The organism is Pseudomonas sp. MS01C9 (genome assembly GCF_058202755.1).
The window spans coordinates 4,595,300-4,615,713 of record NZ_CM177073.1; the positions used below are offsets into that span (position 1 = coordinate 4,595,300).

20 protein-coding genes and 3 tRNA genes are annotated in these 20,414 nt (G+C 60.0%); 16 read left to right on the forward strand and 7 right to left on the reverse strand.

What is annotated here, in order from left to right:
• Window positions 1-31: 31 nt before the first annotated feature.
• On the forward strand, window positions 32-1,552 hold the full coding sequence (locus AC1M7R_RS20945; protein ID WP_072388917.1) for a nucleobase:cation symporter-2 family protein: 1,521 nt from the start codon (window positions 32-34) through the stop codon (window positions 1,550-1,552).
• 76 nt (window positions 1,553-1,628) lie between these two features.
• Here the strand turns inward: AC1M7R_RS20945 and AC1M7R_RS20950 are convergent, their stop codons facing one another.
• The gene (locus AC1M7R_RS20950; RefSeq protein ID WP_072388915.1) at window positions 1,629-1,979 is read right to left on the reverse strand and encodes a hypothetical protein; all 351 of its coding nucleotides are present in this window, start codon (window positions 1,977-1,979) and stop codon (window positions 1,629-1,631) included.
• Between the two features lie 176 nt (window positions 1,980-2,155).
• Between AC1M7R_RS20950 and AC1M7R_RS20955 the strand changes: the two genes are divergently transcribed.
• The gene (locus tag AC1M7R_RS20955) at window positions 2,156-2,977 is read left to right on the forward strand and encodes a shikimate 5-dehydrogenase (protein WP_072388913.1); all 822 of its coding nucleotides are present in this window, start codon (window positions 2,156-2,158) and stop codon (window positions 2,975-2,977) included.
• 17 nt (window positions 2,978-2,994) lie between these two features.
• Here the strand turns inward: AC1M7R_RS20955 and AC1M7R_RS20960 are convergent, their stop codons facing one another.
• Complete coding sequence (locus AC1M7R_RS20960) at window positions 2,995-3,642, reverse strand: YceH family protein (RefSeq protein ID WP_072388911.1); 648 nt, start codon at window positions 3,640-3,642, stop codon at window positions 2,995-2,997.
• Between the two features lie 130 nt (window positions 3,643-3,772).
• Between AC1M7R_RS20960 and AC1M7R_RS20965 the strand changes: the two genes are divergently transcribed.
• The gene (locus AC1M7R_RS20965; protein ID WP_072388909.1) at window positions 3,773-4,282 is read left to right on the forward strand and encodes a DUF1993 domain-containing protein; all 510 of its coding nucleotides are present in this window, start codon (window positions 3,773-3,775) and stop codon (window positions 4,280-4,282) included.
• 169 nt (window positions 4,283-4,451) lie between these two features.
• Here AC1M7R_RS20965 and sstT read toward each other — a convergent pair whose 3' ends face one another.
• Complete coding sequence (sstT, locus tag AC1M7R_RS20970) at window positions 4,452-5,684, reverse strand: serine/threonine transporter SstT (protein ID WP_072388907.1); 1,233 nt, start codon at window positions 5,682-5,684, stop codon at window positions 4,452-4,454.
• Between the two features lie 280 nt (window positions 5,685-5,964).
• Between sstT and AC1M7R_RS20975 the strand changes: the two genes are divergently transcribed.
• The gene (locus AC1M7R_RS20975) at window positions 5,965-7,158 is read left to right on the forward strand and encodes an MFS transporter (protein ID WP_231991092.1); all 1,194 of its coding nucleotides are present in this window, start codon (window positions 5,965-5,967) and stop codon (window positions 7,156-7,158) included.
• Here the strand turns inward: AC1M7R_RS20975 and nhaR are convergent.
• Window positions 7,094-7,993, reverse strand: a complete 900-nt coding sequence (gene nhaR / locus AC1M7R_RS20980; protein WP_337349322.1) for a transcriptional activator NhaR — start codon at window positions 7,991-7,993, stop codon at window positions 7,094-7,096. The genes AC1M7R_RS20975 and nhaR overlap by 65 nt on opposite strands.
• 135 nt (window positions 7,994-8,128) lie before the next feature.
• Between nhaR and AC1M7R_RS20985 the strand changes: the two genes are divergently transcribed.
• Together AC1M7R_RS20985 and AC1M7R_RS20990 are read left to right on the forward strand one after the other, a co-directional pair.
• The gene (locus tag AC1M7R_RS20985) at window positions 8,129-8,404 is read left to right on the forward strand and encodes a hypothetical protein (protein ID WP_072388903.1); all 276 of its coding nucleotides are present in this window, start codon (window positions 8,129-8,131) and stop codon (window positions 8,402-8,404) included.
• A gap of 27 nt (window positions 8,405-8,431) precedes the next feature.
• Window positions 8,432-9,187 (forward strand): TerC family protein, encoded by a 756-nt coding sequence (locus AC1M7R_RS20990; protein WP_072388901.1) that lies wholly within the window; start codon window positions 8,432-8,434, stop codon window positions 9,185-9,187.
• Window positions 9,188-9,258: 71 nt separating this feature from the next.
• On the opposite strand, the gene AC1M7R_RS20995 is transcribed toward AC1M7R_RS20990, so the two are convergent.
• Window positions 9,259-9,420, reverse strand: a complete 162-nt coding sequence (locus tag AC1M7R_RS20995) for a hypothetical protein (protein WP_165887621.1) — start codon at window positions 9,418-9,420, stop codon at window positions 9,259-9,261.
• A gap of 222 nt (window positions 9,421-9,642) precedes the next feature.
• On the opposite strand from AC1M7R_RS20995, the gene AC1M7R_RS21000 reads away from it, so the two are divergent.
• Window positions 9,643-10,320, forward strand: a complete 678-nt coding sequence (locus AC1M7R_RS21000) for a peptidase C39 family protein (protein ID WP_490609891.1) — start codon at window positions 9,643-9,645, stop codon at window positions 10,318-10,320.
• A 99-nt stretch (window positions 10,321-10,419) separates the two neighbouring features.
• The gene (locus AC1M7R_RS21005) at window positions 10,420-10,626 is read left to right on the forward strand and encodes a DUF6021 family protein (protein ID WP_072430378.1); all 207 of its coding nucleotides are present in this window, start codon (window positions 10,420-10,422) and stop codon (window positions 10,624-10,626) included.
• Window positions 10,627-10,674: 48 nt separating this feature from the next.
• On the opposite strand, the gene pbpG is transcribed toward AC1M7R_RS21005, so the two are convergent.
• Both pbpG and folD read right to left on the reverse strand, forming a co-directional pair.
• Window positions 10,675-11,613 carry a D-alanyl-D-alanine endopeptidase gene (pbpG, locus tag AC1M7R_RS21010; protein ID WP_072430379.1) on the reverse strand — a complete coding sequence of 313 codons (939 nt, stop codon included), beginning with the start codon at window positions 11,611-11,613 and terminating at the stop codon, window positions 10,675-10,677.
• Between the two features lie 277 nt (window positions 11,614-11,890).
• Entirely contained in the window at window positions 11,891-12,745 is an 855-nt protein-coding gene (gene folD / locus AC1M7R_RS21015; RefSeq protein WP_039589132.1) for a bifunctional methylenetetrahydrofolate dehydrogenase/methenyltetrahydrofolate cyclohydrolase FolD, read from the reverse strand.
• 281 nt (window positions 12,746-13,026) lie between these two features.
• Here folD and AC1M7R_RS21020 point away from each other — a divergent pair.
• The 8 genes from AC1M7R_RS21020 (at window position 13,027) to AC1M7R_RS21055 (ending at window position 20,242) form a co-directional block, all read left to right on the forward strand.
• Window positions 13,027-13,103: transfer RNA gene (locus AC1M7R_RS21020), tRNA-Arg, on the forward strand.
• Between the two features lie 40 nt (window positions 13,104-13,143).
• Window positions 13,144-13,219, forward strand: a tRNA-His gene (locus AC1M7R_RS21025).
• 105 nt (window positions 13,220-13,324) lie between these two features.
• Window positions 13,325-13,409: transfer RNA gene (locus tag AC1M7R_RS21030), tRNA-Leu, on the forward strand.
• Between the two features lie 418 nt (window positions 13,410-13,827).
• The gene (tig, locus tag AC1M7R_RS21035; protein ID WP_072388890.1) at window positions 13,828-15,138 is read left to right on the forward strand and encodes a trigger factor; all 1,311 of its coding nucleotides are present in this window, start codon (window positions 13,828-13,830) and stop codon (window positions 15,136-15,138) included.
• 92 nt (window positions 15,139-15,230) lie between these two features.
• Window positions 15,231-15,872: an ATP-dependent Clp endopeptidase proteolytic subunit ClpP gene (gene clpP / locus AC1M7R_RS21040; protein ID WP_003183177.1), complete on the forward strand. Its 642-nt coding sequence runs from the start codon at window positions 15,231-15,233 to the stop codon at window positions 15,870-15,872.
• A gap of 107 nt (window positions 15,873-15,979) precedes the next feature.
• Window positions 15,980-17,263 carry an ATP-dependent Clp protease ATP-binding subunit ClpX gene (gene clpX / locus AC1M7R_RS21045; protein ID WP_030140022.1) on the forward strand — a complete coding sequence of 428 codons (1,284 nt, stop codon included), beginning with the start codon at window positions 15,980-15,982 and terminating at the stop codon, window positions 17,261-17,263.
• A 161-nt stretch (window positions 17,264-17,424) separates the two neighbouring features.
• Entirely contained in the window at window positions 17,425-19,821 is a 2,397-nt protein-coding gene (gene lon, locus AC1M7R_RS21050) for an endopeptidase La (RefSeq protein WP_072388888.1), read from the forward strand.
• 148 nt (window positions 19,822-19,969) lie between these two features.
• Complete coding sequence (locus AC1M7R_RS21055; protein ID WP_072388887.1) at window positions 19,970-20,242, forward strand: HU family DNA-binding protein; 273 nt, start codon at window positions 19,970-19,972, stop codon at window positions 20,240-20,242.
• Window positions 20,243-20,414 lie beyond the last annotated feature (172 nt).

A 20,414-nucleotide genomic window follows, 5' to 3' on the forward strand; every position in this document is an offset into this window, starting at 1 on the left:
CCCATAACAAAAAACAGGGAACCCCCGAACCATGAAAACGCCCCATGTTTCACTCCCACGGCCCGAGGACGAAAACCTTGGTGTCGGCGCGAATATGGCTTACGGCCTGCAACATGTGTTGACCATGTACGGCGGTATCGTTGCGGTGCCTTTGATCATTGGCCAGGCAGCCGGCCTGTCGTCGGCGGACATCGGCCTGTTGATTGCGGCGTCGCTGTTCGCAGGGGGGCTGGCTACCTTGCTGCAGACCCTGGGCCTGCCGTTCTTCGGGTGCCAGTTACCCTTGGTGCAAGGCGTATCCTTCTCCGGCGTCGCGACCATGGTGGCGATTGTCGGGACCGGCGGGGAGGGTGGTTTCCAGGCCATCCTGGGGGCGGTCATCGCCGCATCCTTGATCGGTTTGCTGATCACCCCGGTGTTTTCACGCATCACCCGGTTCTTTCCACCGTTGGTTACAGGCATCGTGATCACCACCATCGGCCTGACGCTGATGCCGGTGGCGGCACGTTGGGCCATGGGGGGCAACAGCCATGCCGCCGATTTTGGCAGCATGGCGAACATCGGGCTGGCTGCCGTCACGCTGGTGCTGGTGCTGTTACTCAGCAAGATGGGCAGCGCGACCATTTCCCGGCTGTCGATCCTGCTGGCCATGGTGGTCGGCACCGTGATCGCGGTGTTCCTGGGCATGGCGGATTTTTCTTCCGTCAGCGAAGGGCCGATGTTCGGCTTCCCCGCACCGTTTCATTTTGGCATGCCCACGTTCCACATCGCGGCGATCCTGTCCATGTGCATCGTGATCATGGTGACCCTGGTGGAGACCTCTGCCGACATCCTGGCGGTGGGGGAGATCATCGACACCAAGGTAGACTCCCGGCGCCTGGGCAATGGCCTGCGGGCCGACATGCTGTCGAGCATGATCGCCCCGATCTTCGGGTCCTTTACCCAGAGCGCCTTTGCCCAGAACGTCGGGCTGGTGGCGGTGACCGGGATCAAGAGCCGCTTCGTCGTGGCCACCGGCGGGGTATTCCTGGTGGTGCTCGGCCTGCTGCCGTTCATGGGGCGGGTGATCGCGGCGGTTCCGACCTCGGTACTGGGCGGTGCTGGCATCGTCTTGTTCGGTACCGTTGCCGCCAGCGGCATTCGCACCCTGTCGAAAGTCGATTACCGCAACAACGTCAACCTGATCATCGTCGCCACCTCCATCGGCTTCGGCATGATTCCCATCGCCGCACCGAACTTCTACGATCATTTCCCCAGCTGGTTCGCGACCATTTTCCATTCGGGCATCAGCTCTTCGGCGATCATGGCGATCGTCTTGAACCTGGCCTTCAACCACTTCACCACGGGCAATTCCGACCAGCAGTCGGTCTTCGCCGCCGGGACCGAGCGGGTGTTGCGCTACCAGGATCTCGCGGCGTTGCGCGAAGGCGATTATTTCAGCGATGGCAAGCTGCATGACTGCGACGGCAATGAGATCCCCGTGGTGGCGGAGCCTGCTCATTCGACGGCAGAGCATGCCCCGGTGCGGCTTGAAAGCCGCGAGCACGTCTGACGGGGTGATGTAGCGCTCATGAAAAAACAGCCTGTGATTGGCCAGTCACAGGCTGTTTTTTTATGCCGGGTCCAGGTTACCAGCGACCGTAGTGGCCCCGGGGTGGGCCGTAGTAATAGCCCCGTGGTGGCCCGTAATACACCGGTGCCGGACGATAATAGATGGGCCGCTCTATATACACCGGCTGTGGCTGGTAATAGACCGGTGGTGGCTGCTGTACGTAGACCGGCTGCGGCTGGACATAGACCGGCTGCTGCACATACACCGGACGGTCGCGGTTGATGAGCGCCGAGCCGACGATGGCCGACCCGACGATTGCGCCGAACACTGCGGGCCCCTCCCAACCACCGCGACCATGGGCGGATGCCTGGCCGGTGACCGCGAGTGCCCCCACGAGCAGGGCGATGATGGGGAGTTTTCGATTCATGTCGGTTCCTCGTTTCAACCCCGGCGGCTGTGGTCTGGAACAAACCCGATGAGGGTCGCCGGGATACTTGCTCTGACAACGATTTTCCCAGGATCTGCAACGCCGTTGGGTAAATATTGTGTAAGGTCCAACGAGACGGTCATCCGTTTGTCCGAAAGTGAACGCAAGGAACACGCATGCAATTTCATCACGACAAGAACACCCAGCTGTGCATGTCCCTCTCGGGGCGCCCCGGTAACTTCGGTCTGCGCTTTCATAATCATTTGTATGAGCAGTTGGGCCTGAATTTCTACTACAAGGCTTTCAGCAGCCAGGACCTGCCAGGTGCTGTCCGTGGGATCCGCGCCCTGGGCATCCGGGGATGCGGGGTGTCGATGCCCTTCAAGGAGGCCTGCATCGCTCTGGTCGACGAGCTGGATGCTTCCGCCGCCGCGATCCAGTCCATCAATACCATCGTCAATACCGATGGGCACCTGAAGGCCTACAACACCGACTACATCGCCGTCGCCCAGTTGCTGCAAACCCATGCCGTGCCCAAGGAATCGACCTTTGCCCTGCGCGGCAGCGGCGGCATGGCCAAGGCCGTGGCCAGCGCGTTACGCGATGGCGGTTACCGCAAGGGGCTGATCGTTGCCCGCAATGAAACCGCTGGCCGGGCGCTGGCCGCGTCCCTGGGCTACGAGTGGCAAGCGGAGCTGGGCGAGCAGCGGCCGCAGATGCTGATCAACGTCACGCCGATAGGCATGAGCGGCGGGCCGGAAGCCGATCAGCTGGCGTTTTCGGCCGACGCCATCGCGGCAGCCGAGACGGTGTTCGATGTGGTGGCGATCCCATCGGAAACACCGTTGATCGTGCGCGCTCGAACCGAAGGCAAGCGCGTCATCACCGGGCTGGAAGTGGTTGCGATCCAGGCCCTGGAGCAGTTCGTGCTGTACACCGGTGTACGGCCGAGCCTGGAACAGTTCGAAAAAGCCGTGGCCTTCGCCCGCGCGGTCTAGACGCGGGCCTTGCCTGGTTATTCCAGCCGGGCCAGCCGCTCTTCCAGCGCCGCGATGCGGGCTTCGAGCTCTTCGATGCGTTCCAGCGACACGCCGCTGCCCGTCCCGCGCTCCACCGGGTGCTGGCGGGCGGCGAGAATCGCCTCGATGTCCGCCGGATCGCCCAAGGCATGGACGTATCGATCTTCCCGCTGGCCGGCCTGGCGCGGCACCAGCAGGGCCAGGCCGCGGGCGATGAGGCGCTCCAGCTGATGCAGCACTTGTTCGGCGTCTTCGAAATCGTGCATCCGGCCGCTGCGGGTCAACAGTTCGTTGACGGTTTGCGGACCGCGCAGGAACAGCAACCCCATCAGGACCACCTGGGCCGGCACCAGCTCCAGGGCCTTTTCGACCCGATGTTCCCAACGGTCGGCGCGGCTGCCCATCACGAGCCGGGTGAAACCCTGGCCCTCCAGCGCCCGCAGGCTCTGGCCAACCTGGCCTGGGGTGAGGTTCATCACCGGTTCGCGGCTGGTTTTCTGGTTGCAGGCCAAAACCAGGGCGTTGAGGGTCAGTGGGTAGGTTTCGGGATTGGTGGCCTGCTTTTCGATCAGGGCCCCGAGGATGCGGATTTCCGTGCTGTTGAGCCGTGCTGCTTCGGCCTGATCCTGTTCTTCGATGCTCATCGCGCGTCCCCTATGCTGTGAAGCCGCCTAGCCTAATCCTTGCGCAATAAAAGACAAGCTGCGCGACAGCGTGTCTATAATCGCCGACGCTTGATAAGACTCTTTTTTCCATCACCTGCATGAGATCCCCATGACTATTTCCCTGTACGCCGCTTCCATCCCGGTTTTCAAGCAGATGCTCAACGCCATGAGTGACGTCCTGAGCAAGGCCGAAGCCCATGCCAGCGCGAAAAACATCGAGCCGAACGCATTCCTGCAGGCCCGGCTGTACCCGGACATGTTCCCGCTGGTGCGTCAGGTGCAGATCGCGGTGGATTTCGCCAAGGGCGTCTCCGCGCGGCTGGCTGAAATCGAAGTGCCGAAATATGACGACAGCGAAACCACCTTCGCCGAACTGCAGGCCCTGATCGCCAAGGTGCTGGCTTTCATCGACGGCATCCGCCCCGAGCAGATCGACGGCAAGGAAAATATCGAGATCGTCACCCGTCCGGGTACGCCGAAGGAAAAGCGCTTCACCGGCCAGAACTACCTGCTGACCTACGGCCTGCCGCAGTTCTTCTTCCACGTCACCACCACTTACGCACTGCTGCGTCACAACGGTGTGGAAATCGGCAAGCGCGACTATATGGGCGCGTTCTAAGCCCTGGCAGCATGAAAAAGCCCGGGACGGTGTGGGCCGTCCCGGGCTTTTTCATGACTTTCGATGGGTGTGGGCCGGGCCTGGGGGGCCCTGTCTAGCTTCATGGGCGTGACCATGCCCGCGAAGGGGCAGGTTCATCCACGGCCCAGGCTGGGATTCTTCCAATGCATCAGGCCGTGCGTGCGAGCTTCTTTTCTTCACCCAGGCAAGCCGCCGCCGTGAACAGCACATCCGTAGACGAGTTCAATGCGGTTTCCGCCGAATCCTGCAGGACGCCGATGATGAAACCGACGGCCACGACCTGCATGGCGATTTCGCTGGGAATGCCGAACAGGCTGCATGCCAGGGGAATCAGCAACAGCGATCCGCCGGCCACGCCGGACGCACCGCAGGCGCAGATGGCCGCCACCACGCTCAGCAGCACGGCGGTCGGCACGTCCACCACGATGCCCAGGGTGTGTACGGCCGCCAGGGTCAGCACGGTGATGGTGATGGCGGCGCCCGCCATGTTGATGGTTGCACCCAGGGGAATCGATACCGAGTAGGTGTCCTCGTGCAGGCCCAGGCGCTTGCTCAGTTCCAGGTTGACCGGGATGTTTGCCGCCGAGCTGCGGGTGAAGAATGCGGTGATGCCACTCTCGCGCAGGCAGGTGAACACCAGCGGGTAGGGGTTGCGACGCAGTTTCCAGAACACGATGAGCGGGTTGACCACCAGCGCGACGAACAGCATGCAGCCGATGAGGACCGTCAGCAGATGGAGATAGCCGAGCAGGGCGCTGAAGCCGGAGGTCGCCAGGGTCGAGGCGACCAGGCCGAAAATCCCCAGCGGCGCGAAGCTGATCACCAGGCGTACGATCACCGTCACGCCGTTGGAGAGGTCCTCCAGTACGGTGCGGGTGGTCTGGCCGGCATGACGGATGGCGATCCCCATGCCGATGGCCCAGGCCAGGATGCCGATGAAGTTGCCGTCCATCAGCGCCCGGACAGGGTTGTCCACCACGCTGAGCAGCAGGCTCTGCAGCACTTCGCTGATACCACCGGGAGCGGTAACGGCGACGTCCTGGGTGGACAGTACCAGGCTGGACGGAAACAGCGTACTGGCTACCACCGCGACCACGGCCGCGGCGAAGGTGCCCAGCAGGTACAGGAACAGGATCGGCCGGATATGGGTTTCCTGGCCGTGCTTGTGGTTGGCGATCGAGGCCATGACCAGCACGAACACCAGGATTGGCGCCACGGCCTTGAGCGCGGACACGAAGACCTTGCCGATGAAGGCCGTGGACTTCGCCACGTCCGGCGCCAGCCAGGCCAGGGCGATACCCAGGATCAGGCCGATGACGATTTGCGTCACCAGGCCGGTGCGTTTGAAGCGTTGCAACAGGGAAGGGGATAAAGCAGTCATGACGACCATCCAGATATTTTTTTTGTGAGCAACGGGCGACGATCAGGGCAACAGGCGGGCAGGCCACATGAGCGGAGCCGGAAGAGTGTTACGTATTTGAGGGCGCGGACTTTAGCACAGCCCGGGAAGAAATCTGACGGACCTGTGACGATCCGTCACCCGGTGTTCAAGTGAATTTGTCTGTCGCGGACATTCTGTTAGGCTTTGGGCTTCTCATCTTTCTATTCCGCCAGCGGGCCCCTGGGCCAACGCTGGTGTCGTCGTTTTGCTGGAGTTATGCATGCTGTTACCCATTTTCCTGTTGTCGGCCGCCGGTTTCACCGTGCTGACCACGGAGTTCATCATTGTCGGCCTCCTGCCGTCCATTGCCCGCGACCTGCATGTCAGCATTCCCCAGGCCGGGCTGCTGGTGACGCTCTTCGCATTTACGGTGGCGGCGTTCGGGCCGTTCCTGACTGCCTGGTTCGCCCGTTTCGAACGGCGCAAGCTGTTCATTAGCGTACTGCTGATGTTCGGACTGGCCAACACACTGGCGGCCGTTGCCCCCGATATCTGGGTCATGGCGATCGCCCGGCTGGTCCCGGCCCTGGGCTTGCCGGTGTTCTGGGCACTGGCCAGCGAAACGGCCGTGGATATCGTCGGGCCGCAACATGCCGGGCGCGCCATAGCCCGGATCGGATTCGGCATCGTCTGCGCCACGGTATTCGGGATTCCAGTGGGCACACTGATTTCCGACATGTTCGGCTGGCGCAGTGCTTTCGCGATCCTGGCGGTCATCGCCTTTGCCAAGGCGTTGCTGCTGTTCGTCTATCTGCCGAAAACCAGCCTGCACCTGCATCAGGTGAGCTTCCGCTCGCAGTTCAAGATCCTGCGCAGCCCGTTGATGCAGGGGCATGTCCTGCTGTCGATCCTGGTGTTCAGCGGCATGTTCACGGCCTATACCTACCTGGCCGACATTCTCGAACGTCTCGCCGGTTTCGACGGCACGCTGGTGGGTTGGTGCCTGATGGGCTTCGGGGCCGTGGGGCTGTTGGGCAACTCCCTGGGAGGCCGCGCGGTGGACCGGCATCCGCTGATCGCCTCGATGGTCTTCTGTCTGTTCATGATCGGCGGCATGGTGGCATTGGTGCCGAGCATTCATTCCACCCTGGGGCTGGCGGCGGCGATGGGCATCTGGGGCGTGACCCAGGCCGCCCTGTTCCTGGTCAGTCATGTGCGTCTGATGAAGGCCGCCCCCCAGGCGCCGGCCTTTGCCGCGTCGCTGAACATTGCCGGTGCCAACCTGGGGATCGGCCTGGGGGCGATGGTGGGTGGACGCGTCATCGATACCTTGGGCCTGGGCAGTGTCGGGTTCGCGGCGGCCGGGTTCATACTGGTCTCGATCCTGCTGGCCTTGTTGCTGATGACGTTCAGTCAGGGCCAAACAGTTCGCGCCGAGCCCCTTCGGCAATTGCGACAATGCCCGGATGACTGACCTTGCGTTCCACGGAAATGGCATAGAACGATTCACTCACGGCATCGGTCCGGCCGATCTCCCGCACGCCGTACTGGCATATCACCTCTTCGGCGATCACGCTCGGGCCGATGAAGATCCCGCTGCCTGACTGACCGAAGGCTTGCATCAGCGCGCTGTCGTCGAATTCGCCGACGATACGTGGCTGGATCTGCTGCTCGGCGAACCAGCGTTGCAGGCGGCTGCGCACCACGGTTTCCGGACCGGGAATCAGCAAGGGGGCGTCTTGCAGGCCGCGAGGGAAGTCCTGCCCGTACTGTTCGGCCAGGGCGGTGGTGGCAAAGAAGCTGATGCCGCATTCCCCCAGTTTCTGACTGTAACCCTTGATGTCCAGGTGGGTCGGCATCGGGCTGTCGGAAATCACCATGTCCAGACGCTGGATCGCCAGGTCCGCCAGCAACCGTTCGAGTTTGTCTTCGCGACAAGTGATGCGCAGGGGCACGCTCAACTCCATGGTCGGTGCCAACAGCCGATAGACAATGGACTTGGGCACCACATCCGCCACCCCGACCCGGAACAGCGCCTGTTGTTCGTTGGGCTGGGCCCGCAGCATGAGCTCCAGCTCGCCTCCCAACTGGAACATCTGTTCGGCATAGGGCAGCGCCTGGCGACCGGCTTGTGTCAGTTCCAGCTGGCGTCCTACGCGGCGAAACAGCTTGATGTGGTACGTCTGCTCGAACAGGGAGATCTGCCCGCTGATGGTCTGTGGAGTCAGGTTCAGTTGTTCGCAGGCCCGTACGATGCTGCCTGTCTTGGCCACGACCCAGAAGTAATGCAGTTGCCGGTAATTGAGCATGGAAGCACCGATTCGGAAAAACCGAAGTATAACCGCTGAAAATACGAATTTCCCTGAACTATCGGTCTCTCTAGAATGCTGCTCCATCGGTGGGGCATCTTCGTGCTCCCTCTACTCTGAGAGGCACTTTATCCAATGACATTCAGATCCTTGGGGCTTGTAGCCCTGTTTGCGATGTCTTCGCTGACGCTGGCAGGCTGCGAGCAGGCCGAAAAAAGCGCCCAGCATCTGGCCGAGCAGTTGAAGGAACAGGCAGTGGAAACCGCCAAAAAGGCCATCGACGACACCCACAAGGCCGCCGAGCAGGCGCTGAACGAGGCCACGGGCGGCCTGATCAGTCCAAAGAAAGAACCGGCGGACGAGGCTGACGAATCGGCAGCTGAACCCAAATCTTCCACCCAAGCCATCTAACCCGTCATATCGAGTCAGGACTGACCCATGGATTATCTTTTACAACTCGTCGCCAGCCCTACAGCCTGGATCGCCCTGGCGACCCTGGTCGTCATGGAAATCGTGCTGGGCATCGATAACCTGATCTTCATTTCGATCCTGACCAACAAGCTGCCCGAACAGCATCGCGCCAAGGCTCGGCGGATCGGTATCGGCATGGCGTTGCTCCTGCGTCTGGGTCTGTTGAGTACCATCGCGTTCATCGTGCAGCTCACGGAACCGGTCATCGAGATCCTTGGCCAGGCCTTCTCCTGGAAGGACATGATCCTGATTGCCGGCGGTCTGTTCCTGCTGTGGAAAGCCACCACCGAGATTCACCACAGCATGGACCCTGCGCCGGATGATCCCAAGTCGGCCACCTCTGGCGTGACCCTCGGATTTGCTGCCGCGATCGGTCAGATCCTGATGCTGGACCTGGTGTTTTCCATCGACAGCATCATCACGGCCGTGGGCATGACCGAGCACTTGCCGATCATGATCATTGCAGTGGTCGTGTCGGTGCTGGTGATGCTGCTGGCTGCGGAGCCGCTGGCCAAGTTCATCAATGACAACCCGACGGTGGTCATGCTGGCCCTGGGCTTCCTGATCATGATTGGTATGACGCTGATCGCCGAAGGCTTCGGGGCCCACGTGCCCAAGGGCTACATCTACGCGGCCATGGCGTTCTCGGCTGCGATTGAAGTGCTGAACATGATGGCCCGCCGTGCCCGGCAAAAGGCTTCGGTCGAAGCCGAAAACGCCTGATTCCACGAGGTCATGAACAAGCCGCCCGGGTCCATGCCCGGGCGGTTTTTTTCATGCTGGATAGTGATCGGTCAGTGTGCGGCGACGTGGCGCCTGGCGGGTTTCGCGGTTTTTTCCGTTTGTGGCGGTGCGTGATGATGACGGCGGGTGATCCGCAGGACCCCCCACAGCATGGCCGTCGCTACGCTCAGCCAGCCGAATACAAGCATCACAATGGTGGTCGTCAGGCTCATAGGGCCTCCTCAACCCCGGATCGGGGCAACGCACTCTGTTCAATGGACAGTTTAGCTGTTCAAGTATTGCAAGCAGTCGAACGCATCCCTTGGCGTCGGACCGGATCGTTCTATTGCGGCGACCAGACTGCGGTTAAAGGCTATACCAGGGAGGCGCGGGCATCTTATGATCGACGCCCCAAGCCTGGCCCGGATGCCGGGTGCCTGAACAAGAGAGTCATCATGTCGTCGGTCATTCCCTCTATCCGATCATTGGTATCTGCCGTTGCCTGTCTGGTGGCCCTGGCGGGTTGCGCCGGTGGGGTGTCGCCCCAGATCCAGCGCCTGCCCGAACGGGTCGAGCTCAATAGCGTGCCGTTCTATCGCGGCGAGCTTTACCTGGGCGCGCCGCAGTCCCTGGCGGGCCTGCTGACCCTGCAAGGCACGGTGATCACGCCAGGGCTGCTGGAGAAACCGCTGCATTTGCCGGGCGGCGAAGCCCATCTGCAGCAGAGCATGCAGACGTTGGCGCGTGAGTACGGGCTGGTGGTGTACCCGCTCGACAGTCGCCTGGACGCACTGCTGGAGCAGGTTGCGGCGGGCAACCCCGTATTGCTGCGTTACACCGAAGGCTCCGCATTCTGGTCCGGGCCTCGGTACGCAATCCTTGCCGGCTACAACCGGCAGAAGCAGACGGTCTTGCTGCGTTCGGGCATGAACCGCCGGCTGTCGATGAGTTTCAGTGGGTTCGAGTCTGCCCTGAAGGACGCCGGTGGCTGGGCCGTATTGCTCCAGCGACCGACGCAACTGCCGGCCAACGTCGACTCGCGGCGCTGGCTGAAGGCTGCCGACGAGCTGGCCGGGGCAGGGCAGGAGCAAGCGGCGGCTCGGGCCAGCAAGGCCCTGGGTGCGGCCCATTGAGTGCCTGCCCCGTTCGTCACCTGCCGGGCACGACCTGAGCTGCCTGGGGCTCTTATCGTCAGGGTTCCGACGTTCGGGCCCTGATTCGAGGAGGCACGTATGGCACAGTCGAAAACCCCCACAGGGCCCCATTCTTCCGAACACTCGTCCGCCGAAGACGACCTGGGATTCGATCCGGATTCGCCGGATCTCGACGATCCCCAGGTCGACCCGATAGGACCGGCCAAGGCCCCACGGGACGATAGGAAAGAGCAGGATCCGCCTTCTTCCAAGGCCTATGATCCGTTGGGCAATCTCAAGCCCTGAACGCAAACAGCCCCGGATATCCGGGGCTGTTCATTTATTGCCGCACGCTTATTGGGAGGCTTCCACCACCCCGGTCTGGCGGCTTTTCAGGTTTTTCGCTGCCTTGTATTGCAGGGCCACGGCCGGAGCGCTGGTGCTCTTGCCGGTTTCGACCCAGCTGCGAATCCGGCTGGCGTCGGCAAAATGCGTGTATTTGCCGAAGGCATCGAGGATGACCAGCGCCATCGGGCGATTGCCTATTTTCGTCACCAGCACCAGGCAATGTCCGGCCTGGTTGGTAAAGCCGGTCTTGGTCAGCTGAATATCCCAGTTGCCCCTGTGGACCAGGTGATCGGTGTTGCGAAAGCCCAGGCTGTAGACCGGCTTGCGGAAGGTGACGGTCTTTTCCTTGGTGGTGCTCAATTCGCTGAGCAGCGGATATTTGCGAGCGGCGATCAACAGCTTCGTCAGGTCCCGGGCGGTGGAGACGTTATGGATCGACAGGCCGGTGGGCTCGACATAATGAGTGCTGGTCATGCCAAGGGCCTTGGCCTTGGCGTTCATGGCGGCGATGAAGGCCGCGTAACCGCCCGGGTAGTGGTGGGCGAGGCTGGCGGCGGCGCGGTTCTCCGAAGACATCAAGGCGATCAGCAGCACGTCGCGGCGCGACAGTTCACTGTTGAGCTTGACCCGGGAAAACACACCTTTCATCTCGGGTGTGTTGGCAATCGTGATGGAGATGTATTCGTCCAGGTTCTGTTTGGCGTCCAGCACGATCAGGCCAGTCATCAATTTGGTCACCGACGCGATCGGAACCACCACGTCCGGGTTGCTGGAGTAGACGACTTTATCCGTCTGCAGGTCCAACAGCATCGCGCTGCCCGACGCGACTTGCAGTTTCGAGGTGTCGCGTGGGGTCGCGATGGTTTCCTGCGCGTGGACATCCTGGGTGGCAAGGGCGCCTGAGAAAGCGAAGAACAGGCTGAGGATCGAAAGACGGATTTTCACGCGAGTAGACTCGATGGAGTTGTAAGGTACCGTTCGGCAACGGCTTTGAAAAAAGCGCTGCATTTTATGAGTATGGGTGACAACCGCGCTACATGCCTGCGCCGCGGGTGCGAGTGAATGAATAAAATTTAATCGGATGCGATCCTGCAGGGGCGAACCTGAAAAATATGTCATCGAGTGGCGATGAAGGAGGGCGTGCGTGTCGTTCGATCAGGCGCAGAAACGCCTGCGAAAGCGCCACTGGCTTCCGCAGGGGGGCAGGCGGCTGAAGCTGCGATCAGCTATGCAGGGTTTCCGCCGCGTACAAGGTGTTTTCCAGCAGGCATGCACGGGTCATCGGGCCCACTCCGCCAGGCACCGGTGTGATCCAGCCGGCGCGCGGCAGTGCGGTCTCATAGACCACGTCGCCCACCAGCTTGCCGTCATCCTGGCGATTGATGCCCACGTCGATGACGATGGCCCCTTCCTTGATCCACTCGCCCTTCACCAGGCCGGGTTTGCCGGCGGCCACGACCACCAGGTCGGCGCGTCCGACGTGGCCGGCCAGGTCCTTGGTGAAGCGGTGGGTCACAGTGACCGTGCAGCCGGCCAGCAGCAATTCCATGGCCATCGGGCGACCAACGATGTTGGATGCGCCCACGACCACGGCATCGAGCCCATAGAGATCCACGCCAGTGCTTTCCAGCAGCGTCATGATGCCTTTGGGCGTGCAGGGCCGCAGCAGCGGGATGCGCTGGGCCAGGCGGCCGACGTTATAAGGGTGGAAACCGTCGACGTCCTTGTCCGGGCGGATACGCTCCAGCAGCTTGGAAGCGTCGAGGTGCTCAGGCAGGGGCAACTGGAGCAGGACCCCATCGATGTTCGGGTCATCGTTGAGACGATCGATCAGATCGGCCAACGCTTGCTGGGTGGTTTCGGAAGGCAGGTCGTAGGCCTGGGAAAGGAAGCCGACCTCTTCACAGTCTTTACGCTTGTGCGAGACATAAACCTGAGAGGCAGGATCGCTGCCGACCAGGATCACCGCAAGACCGGGGGTGCGCAGGCCTTGCTGGCGACGCTCGGTAACGCGTTGGGCGATCTGCTGGCGCAGGCTGGCGGCGATCGATTTGCCGTCGATAAGTTGTGCAGTCATTGCGCGTGGTTAACCATCGAGAGGGGAAAAAAAGAGAGCGCATTCTCGCATGCCGAGGCGTGAGGGCAAAGGCGCTTGGTCTGCAAATTCCCCTAACCCCTTTAATTAAATGAATTTTTTTTAGAAAAGAGTTGACGACCTGTCAGGCCGTCTATAACATTCGTCGCACTTGTCGGGCACAGCCTAGCACTGGTTAAGTAGGTTGAGCGGAGTTGGTTGTTTCAATTCGGCAAAGCTGAAAGCACTTAGTTTGTAATCGTCAAAGAATACAGATTAAAAAGGCGCCCGTAGCTCAGCTGGATAGAGCATCCGCCTTCTAAGCGGATGGTCGCAGGTTCGAGTCCTGCCGGGTGCGCCATTAGGCAGCTTTGGCACAAGTAACGCAACAAGGCAATATGGTGGGCGTAGCTCAGTTGGTAGAGCACGGGATTGTGACTCCCGTTGTCGTGGGTTCGATCCCCATCGTCCACCCCATATTCTAAAAGGCGCCAGATCTAACAGTCTGGCGCCTTTGCTTTAAAAGCCAGGGGCTTCAAACTGATCCAGATGTCCGGGTCGTTTATACAAGTCGCTGGACATGCGGATGTGGTGGAATTGGTAGACACACTGGATTTAGGTTCCAGCGCCGCAAGGTGTGAGAGTTCGAGTCTCTCCGTCCGCACCATACAAATCGCTATTCAATTAGCAGAGAACGGCGCAGTACCTGAAGAGGACTGCGCCGTTTTTGTTTCTGGCGATCGGCTGTTCATGTCCGGTCCGGTCTCGCTCGGCGCGGCTGGCGGTTCGCGGTGATTGTGTTTCGTGATGATACACGGCATGCCGTTGGTCTTCCGGCGGGGCTGAGCACCGAAGAGCGACGAGTGCTCGCTTCTATATATAGAAGCGTTGGTCCAGAGCTCCTGGCTTGACTGGCTGAATTTGCAATCCGGGCGAGGCATGACCGTTTGTCTCCCCTTAATGTCGGTGCTTGTTTTCCGGTTGTTTTCAGTAGGGTGACTTCTTGAGTTTGACCTACTAGAATGCATGCCCTTGATTCTGGGGTCGGAAACACCCGGCCAACGTCTGTGCAACGAGGAATATCCATGCAAGTTTCTGTTGAAAGTACTTCTGCTCTTGAGCGTCGCATGAGCATCATCGTGCCTGCTGATCGCATCGAGACTCAGGTCAACAAGCGTCTGCAGCAGACTGCACAAAAGGCCAAAATCCCAGGTTTCCGTCCAGGCAAAGTGCCGATGAGCGTGATCCGTCAGCGTTACGAAGCTGATGCGCGCCAGGAAGCAGTGGGCGATGTGATCCAGTCTTCGTTCTACGAAGCGGTTGTCGAGCAGAAGCTGAACCCGGCCGGTGCTCCATCCGTCGAGCCTAAAGTGTTGGAAAAAGGCAAGGACCTGGAGTTCGTCGCCACGTTCGAAGTGTTCCCTGAGTTCACCGTTGCCGGCTTCGAGTCCATCGCTGTCGAGCGCCTGAGCGCCGAAGTATCGGACGCCGACCTGGACAAGATGCTGGACATCCTGCGCAAGCAGAACACCCGTTTCGAAGTGACCGATCGTGCTGCGCAGAACGAAGACCAGCTGAACATCGACTTCGTCGGCAAAGTCGACGGTGAAGTGTTCGCCGGCGGTTCCGCCAAGGCTACCCAGCTGGTGCTGGGCTCCGGTCGCATGATCCCAGGCTTCGAAGATGGCCTGGTCGGCGCGAAAGCGGGCGAGGAGCGCGTTCTGAACGTGACCTTCCCTGAGGACTACCAGAACCTGGACCTGGCCGGCAAGGCCGCCGAGTTCACCGTGACCGTCAACAGTGTCTCCGAGCCGAAGCTGCCTGAACTGAACGAAGAGTTCTTCGCCCAGTTCGGTATCAAGGAAACCGGCCTCGACGGTTTCCGCGCCGAAGTTCGCAAGAACATGGAGCGTGAGCTGCGTCAGGCCATCAAGTCCAAGATCAAGAACCAGGTCATGGACGGTCTGCTGGCCTCCAATCCGATCGAAGTGCCAAAGGCGCTGCTGGACAACGAAGTGAATCGTCTGCGCGTGCAGGCCGTCCAGCAATTCGGTGGCAACATCAAGCCGGACCAACTGCCAGCCGAGCTGTTCGAAGAGCAGGCCAAGCGCCGCGTCGTGCTGGGCCTTATCGTAGCCGAAGTGGTCAAGCAGTACGAACTCAAGCCTGATGACGCCCGCGTTCGCGAGTTGATCCAGGAAATGGCTTCGGCTTACCAGGAGCCTGAGCAAGTCGTGTCCTGGTACTACAAGAACGAGCAGCAGCTGAACGAAGTCCGTTCGGTTGTGCTGGAAGAACAAGTTGTGGATACTGTTCTGCAGAAAGCTAGCGTGACCGATAAAGCGGTCTCTTACGAAGAAGCGGTCAAGCCGGTGGAAGCTGCACAAGCCGATTGATTTTTCTGCGGTAAGAAATACACACCATAAGCCAGCCTTCGCGCTGGCTTATGCGTATTCAAGACATAACTATTTGGGAGTGACTGCGAGACATGTCCCGCAATTCTTTTTATCAGCAGAGCTCTGACATCCAGGCCGCAGGCGGCCTGGTCCCGATGGTTATCGAGCAGTCCGCTCGTGGCGAACGTGCCTATGACATCTATTCGCGCCTGCTCAAGGAACGCGTCATTTTCCTGATCGGGCCCGTCGAAGACTACATGGCCAACCTCGTGGCGGCACAACTGCTGTTCCTTGAAGCGGAAAACCCGGACAAGGATATCCATCTGTATATCAACTCACCTGGCGGTTCGGTGACGGCTGGCATGTCGATCTACGACACCATGCAGTTCATCAAGCCGGACGTCTCCACCATCTGCATCGGCCAGGCCTGCAGCATGGGTGCTTTCCTGCTCGCCGGCGGCGCAGCGGGCAAGCGTCACTGCCTGCCTAACTCGCGCATGATGATCCACCAGCCGTTGGGCGGCTTCCAGGGCCAGGCGTCGGACATCGACATCCATGCCAAGGAAATCCTCCATATCCGTTCGCGTCTGAACTCGCTGCTGGCCCATCATACCGGCCAAAGCCTTGAAACCATTGAGCGAGACACCGAGCGTGACAACTTCATGAGCGCCGAGCGTGCGGCCGAGTACGGCCTGATCGACTCCGTGATCAACAAGCGTCAGATGCCTGCCTGAGTCGTTCAAAATGCAGGTGGTTGGGATGACCGGCCGCCTGCGGGCTTGAAAAAGCCCGCAATTGCCTTCATCTTGTGTTGCAAGCCTATCGGATTTGGATCGATCGAATGACTGACACCCGCAACGGCGAGGACAACGGCAAACTGCTTTATTGCTCCTTCTGTGGCAAAAGCCAGCATGAAGTACGCAAATTGATTGCCGGTCCCTCGGTCTTCATTTGCGACGAGTGCGTCGACCTGTGCAATGACATCATCCGCGAGGAGGTGCAGGAAGCCCAGGCCGAAAGCAGCGCGCATAAGTTGCCTTCGCCCAAAGAAATCAGCGGCATCCTCGACCAGTATGTAATTGGTCAGGAGCGCGCGAAAAAGGTACTGGCCGTAGCGGTGTACAACCACTACAAGCGCCTGAACCAACGTGACAAAAAGAATGACGAGGTCGAACTCGGCAAGAGCAACATCCTGCTGATCGGCCCGACAGGCTCGGGTAAGACCCTGCTTGCCGAGACACTGGCTCGTTTGCTGAACGTTCCCTTCACCATCGCCGACGCGACCACCCTTACCGAGGCGGGCTACGTGGGTGAGGATGTCGAGAACATAATTCAGAAACTGTTGCAAAAGTGCGACTACGATGTGGAAAAAGCCCAGATGGGTATCGTCTACATCGACGAAATCGACAAGATTTCCCGCAAGTCCGACAACCCGTCCATCACCCGGGATGTTTCCGGCGAGGGCGTGCAGCAGGCCTTGCTCAAGTTGATCGAAGGCACGGTCGCTTCCGTTCCGCCCCAGGGCGGGCGCAAGCACCCGCAGCAGGAATTCCTGCAGGTCGATACCCGTAACATCCTGTTCATCTGCGGCGGCGCGTTCTCCGGCCTGGAAAAGGTCATCCAGAACCGTTCCACCCGTGGGGGCATCGGTTTCAATGCCGAGGTCCGCAGCAAGGAAGAGGGCAAGAAGGTTGGCGAGTCCCTGCGTGAAGTCGAGCCTGACGATCTGGTCAAGTTCGGTCTGATCCCGGAGTTCGTTGGTCGCCTGCCGGTCCTGGCGACGTTGGACGAGCTGGACGAGGCTGCATTGATGCAGATCCTGACCGAGCCGAAGAACGCCCTGACCAAGCAATATGCCAAGCTGTTCGAAATGGAGGGTGTAGACCTGGAGTTCCGTTCCGACGCGCTGAAATCGGTTGCCAAACGTGCCCTGGAACGCAAGACCGGTGCCCGTGGGTTGCGCTCGATTCTCGAAGGCGTATTGCTCGACACGATGTACGAGATTCCCTCGCAGTCCGATGTGAGTAAAGTCGTGATCGATGAAAGCGTCATAGAAGGCAAGTCCAAGCCGCTGTATATCTACGAAAACAGTGAGCCGGCTGCCAAGGCTGCCCCGGACGCCTGAGCGTCCGGTCGCCGGAATAAAGGAGGGGCCTTCGGGCCCCTTTGCTTTTAGCGTGATTTAGACGTGTCTTAGCGCTTGTTTTTTTTCAAGGCTGCCCCCATCTTGGTTTCAAGCTTACATTCATCTGTTTCCGGCCTTAGTGCCGCCGTAGAGGCGAAATCATGAAGACAACCATCGAATTGCCTCTCCTGCCATTGCGCGATGTCGTGGTGTATCCGCACATGGTTATCCCGCTGTTCGTGGGGCGCGAGAAGTCCATCGAAGCCCTCGAGGCTGCGATGACGGGTGACAAGCAGATCCTTCTGCTGGCTCAGAGAAATCCTGCTGACGATGATCCCGGCGAAGACGCACTTTATCGCGTAGGTACGATTGCAACGGTTCTGCAACTGCTCAAGCTGCCTGACGGCACGGTCAAGGTTCTGGTCGAAGGCGAGCAACGGGGTGCGGTCGAGCGCTTCAGCGAAGTAAACGGCCATTGCCGTGCCGAAGTGTCGTTGATCGACGAAGCCGAGGTGCCTGAGCGTGAGTCCGAGGTGTTTGTCCGCAGCCTGCTGTCTCAATTCGAGCAGTACGTGCAGTTGGGCAAGAAGGTGCCGGCAGAGGTCCTGTCGTCGCTCAACAGCATCGATGAACCTGGGCGCCTGGTCGATACCATGGCCGCGCATATGGCCCTCAAGATCGAGCAGAAGCAGGAAATCCTCGAGATCATCGACCTGTCCGCCCGTGTCGAGCATGTATTGGCATTGCTCGACGGCGAAATCGACCTGCTGCAGGTCGAAAAACGCATCCGCGGTCGGGTCAAGAAGCAGATGGAGCGCAGTCAGCGCGAGTACTACCTGAATGAGCAGATGAAGGCCATTCAGAAGGAGCTGGGTGACGGCGACGAAGGCCATAACGAGATCGAAGAGCTGAAAAAGCGAATCGATGCTGCCGGCCTGCCGAAGGACGCCCTTGCCAAGGCCCAGGCCGAGCTGAACAAGCTCAAGCAGATGTCGCCGATGTCCGCCGAGGCCACCGTGGTGCGCTCCTATATCGATTGGCTGGTCCAGGTGCCATGGAAAGCCCAGAGCAAGGTGCGTCTGGACCTGGCTCGCGCCGAAGATATCCTCGATGCCGACCATTACGGCCTGGAGGAGGTCAAGGAGCGCATCCTCGAATACCTCGCCGTACAGAAACGCGTGAAAAAGATTCGTGGCCCGGTCCTTTGCCTGGTCGGTCCTCCCGGGGTCGGTAAAACCTCCCTTGCGGAGTCGATTGCCCACGCGACCAACCGTAAATTCGTTCGCATGGCTCTGGGTGGCGTGCGTGACGAGGCGGAAATCCGCGGGCATCGCCGGACTTACATCGGGTCGATGCCGGGAAGATTGATTCAAAAGATGACAAAGGTCGGCGTGCGCAATCCGCTGTTCCTTCTGGACGAAATCGACAAGATGGGCAGCGATATGCGGGGCGATCCGGCCTCTGCATTGCTGGAAGTCCTCGATCCCGAGCAGAATCACAACTTCAACGATCACTACCTTGAGGTCGACTACGACCTGTCGGATGTGATGTTCCTCTGCACCTCCAACTCCATGAACATTCCGCCAGCGCTGCTGGACCGGATGGAGGTGATTCGTCTGCCGGGCTACACCGAGGACGAGAAGATCAATATCGCCGTCAAATACCTTTCGCCCAAGCAGATCCAGGCCAATGGCCTGAAAAAAGGCGAGCTGGAGTTCGACGAGGAGGCGATCCGCGACATCATCCGTTACTACACTCGCGAAGCGGGCGTGCGCGGTCTGGAGCGGCAGATCGCCAAGGTCTGCCGCAAGGCGGTCAAGGAGCATGCGCTGGAAAAACGCTTCGCGGTCAAGGTTACTTCGGACCTGCTGGAGCACTTCCTGGGCGTACGCAAGTTCCGTTACGGCCTGGCCGAGCAGCAGGATCAGATCGGTCAGGTGACCGGGCTGGCGTGGACCCAGGTCGGTGGCGAATTGCTGACCATCGAGGCGGCAGTCGTACCGGGCAAGGGGCAACTGATCAAGACCGGTTCCCTGGGCGATGTGATGGTCGAATCGATCACCGCGGCCCAGACCGTCGTGCGCAGCCGGGCCCGTAGCCTGGGCATCCCCGTGGACTTCCACGAGAAGCGCGACACCCATATCCACATGCCGGAAGGGGCGACGCCCAAGGACGGCCCCAGCGCTGGCGTAGGCATGTGCACGGCCCTGGTTTCGGCCCTGACCGGCATTCCGGTGCGCGCCGATGTGGCGATGACCGGCGAAATCACCCTGCGTGGCCAGGTACTGGCCATTGGTGGGCTCAAGGAAAAACTGCTGGCGGCGCATCGCGGTGGGATCAAGATCGTGATCATTCCCGAAGAGAATGTTCGTGATCTCAAGGAAATTCCCGACAACATCAAGCAGGATCTTCAGATTAAACCGGTTAAATGGATTGACGAAGTCCTGCAAATTGCGCTGCAATACGCGCCGGAGCCCTTGCCGGATGTGGCTCCGGAGATAGTCGCGAAGGACGAAAAGCGAGAGTCTGACTCTAAGGAAAGAATTAGCACGCATTAACACGCATTTGCCTGGGGGGCTTCCTTGACAGTTTTTTAGAGCCCTTGTTATAAAGCGGCTCTTAAGTGTCTGTAGGCCATTCAGCACTCGTTTTTGCTTTCACCAAAAAAACTTAGAATCATCTCAAATAGATATAAGGGGACTTAGAGTGAACAAGTCGGAACTGATTGATGCTATCGCTGCATCCGCTGATATCCCGAAAGCTGCTGCTGGCCGTGCGCTGGACGCTGTAATCGAATCCGTCACTGGCGCTCTCAAGGCTGGCGACTCCGTTGTTCTGGTTGGTTTCGGCACCTTCTCCGTCACTGATCGTCCGGCTCGTACCGGTCGCAACCCTCAGACTGGCCAGGCTCTGCAAATCAAGGCCGCCAAGAAGCCAAGCTTCAAGGCTGGTAAAGCACTGAAAGACGCCGTCAACTAAGGTTTCATTGAGTTTATCCGGGTCGGGGTCATGCCTGGCTTGGCAGCGGAGCGGTAACACGGTCGGTTTTCAAACGGCCTGTCGTGCCAGGGCTCGCGGGTTCGAGCCCGGTCCGCTCCGCCAGTAACGAGAAGGCGCATCCTCGGATGCGCCTTTCTTCTATCCGGATTCT

Excerpts from the sequence above, each read along its gene's own strand:
- AC1M7R_RS20945 (WP_072388917.1), top strand. The coding sequence starts at position 32 with ATGAAAACGCCCCATGTTTCACTCCCACGGCCCGAGGACGAAAACCTT.
- AC1M7R_RS21000 (WP_490609891.1), top strand. The coding sequence starts at position 9,643 with ATGTCGTCGGTCATTCCCTCTATCCGATCATTGGTATCTGCCGTTGCC.
- nhaR (WP_337349322.1), bottom strand. The coding sequence starts at position 7,993 with ATGCTCAATTACCGGCAACTGCATTACTTCTGGGTCGTGGCCAAGACA.
- AC1M7R_RS20955 (WP_072388913.1), top strand. The coding sequence starts at position 2,156 with ATGCAATTTCATCACGACAAGAACACCCAGCTGTGCATGTCCCTCTCG.
- AC1M7R_RS20990 (WP_072388901.1), top strand. The coding sequence starts at position 8,432 with ATGGATTATCTTTTACAACTCGTCGCCAGCCCTACAGCCTGGATCGCC.
- AC1M7R_RS20995 (WP_165887621.1), bottom strand. The coding sequence starts at position 9,420 with ATGAGCCTGACGACCACCATTGTGATGCTTGTATTCGGCTGGCTGAGC.
- clpX (WP_030140022.1), top strand. The coding sequence starts at position 15,980 with ATGACTGACACCCGCAACGGCGAGGACAACGGCAAACTGCTTTATTGC.
- AC1M7R_RS21005 (WP_072430378.1), top strand. The coding sequence starts at position 10,420 with ATGGCACAGTCGAAAACCCCCACAGGGCCCCATTCTTCCGAACACTCG.
- AC1M7R_RS20975 (WP_231991092.1), top strand. The coding sequence starts at position 5,965 with ATGCTGTTACCCATTTTCCTGTTGTCGGCCGCCGGTTTCACCGTGCTG.
- AC1M7R_RS20965 (WP_072388909.1), top strand. The coding sequence starts at position 3,773 with ATGACTATTTCCCTGTACGCCGCTTCCATCCCGGTTTTCAAGCAGATG.
- AC1M7R_RS20985 (WP_072388903.1), top strand. The coding sequence starts at position 8,129 with ATGACATTCAGATCCTTGGGGCTTGTAGCCCTGTTTGCGATGTCTTCG.
- sstT (WP_072388907.1), bottom strand. The coding sequence starts at position 5,684 with ATGACTGCTTTATCCCCTTCCCTGTTGCAACGCTTCAAACGCACCGGC.
- folD (WP_039589132.1), bottom strand. The coding sequence starts at position 12,745 with ATGACTGCACAACTTATCGACGGCAAATCGATCGCCGCCAGCCTGCGC.
- lon (WP_072388888.1), top strand. The coding sequence starts at position 17,425 with ATGAAGACAACCATCGAATTGCCTCTCCTGCCATTGCGCGATGTCGTG.
- AC1M7R_RS20960 (WP_072388911.1), bottom strand. The coding sequence starts at position 3,642 with ATGAGCATCGAAGAACAGGATCAGGCCGAAGCAGCACGGCTCAACAGC.
- AC1M7R_RS20950 (WP_072388915.1), bottom strand. The coding sequence starts at position 1,979 with ATGAATCGAAAACTCCCCATCATCGCCCTGCTCGTGGGGGCACTCGCG.
- tig (WP_072388890.1), top strand. The coding sequence starts at position 13,828 with ATGCAAGTTTCTGTTGAAAGTACTTCTGCTCTTGAGCGTCGCATGAGC.
- clpP (WP_003183177.1), top strand. The coding sequence starts at position 15,231 with ATGTCCCGCAATTCTTTTTATCAGCAGAGCTCTGACATCCAGGCCGCA.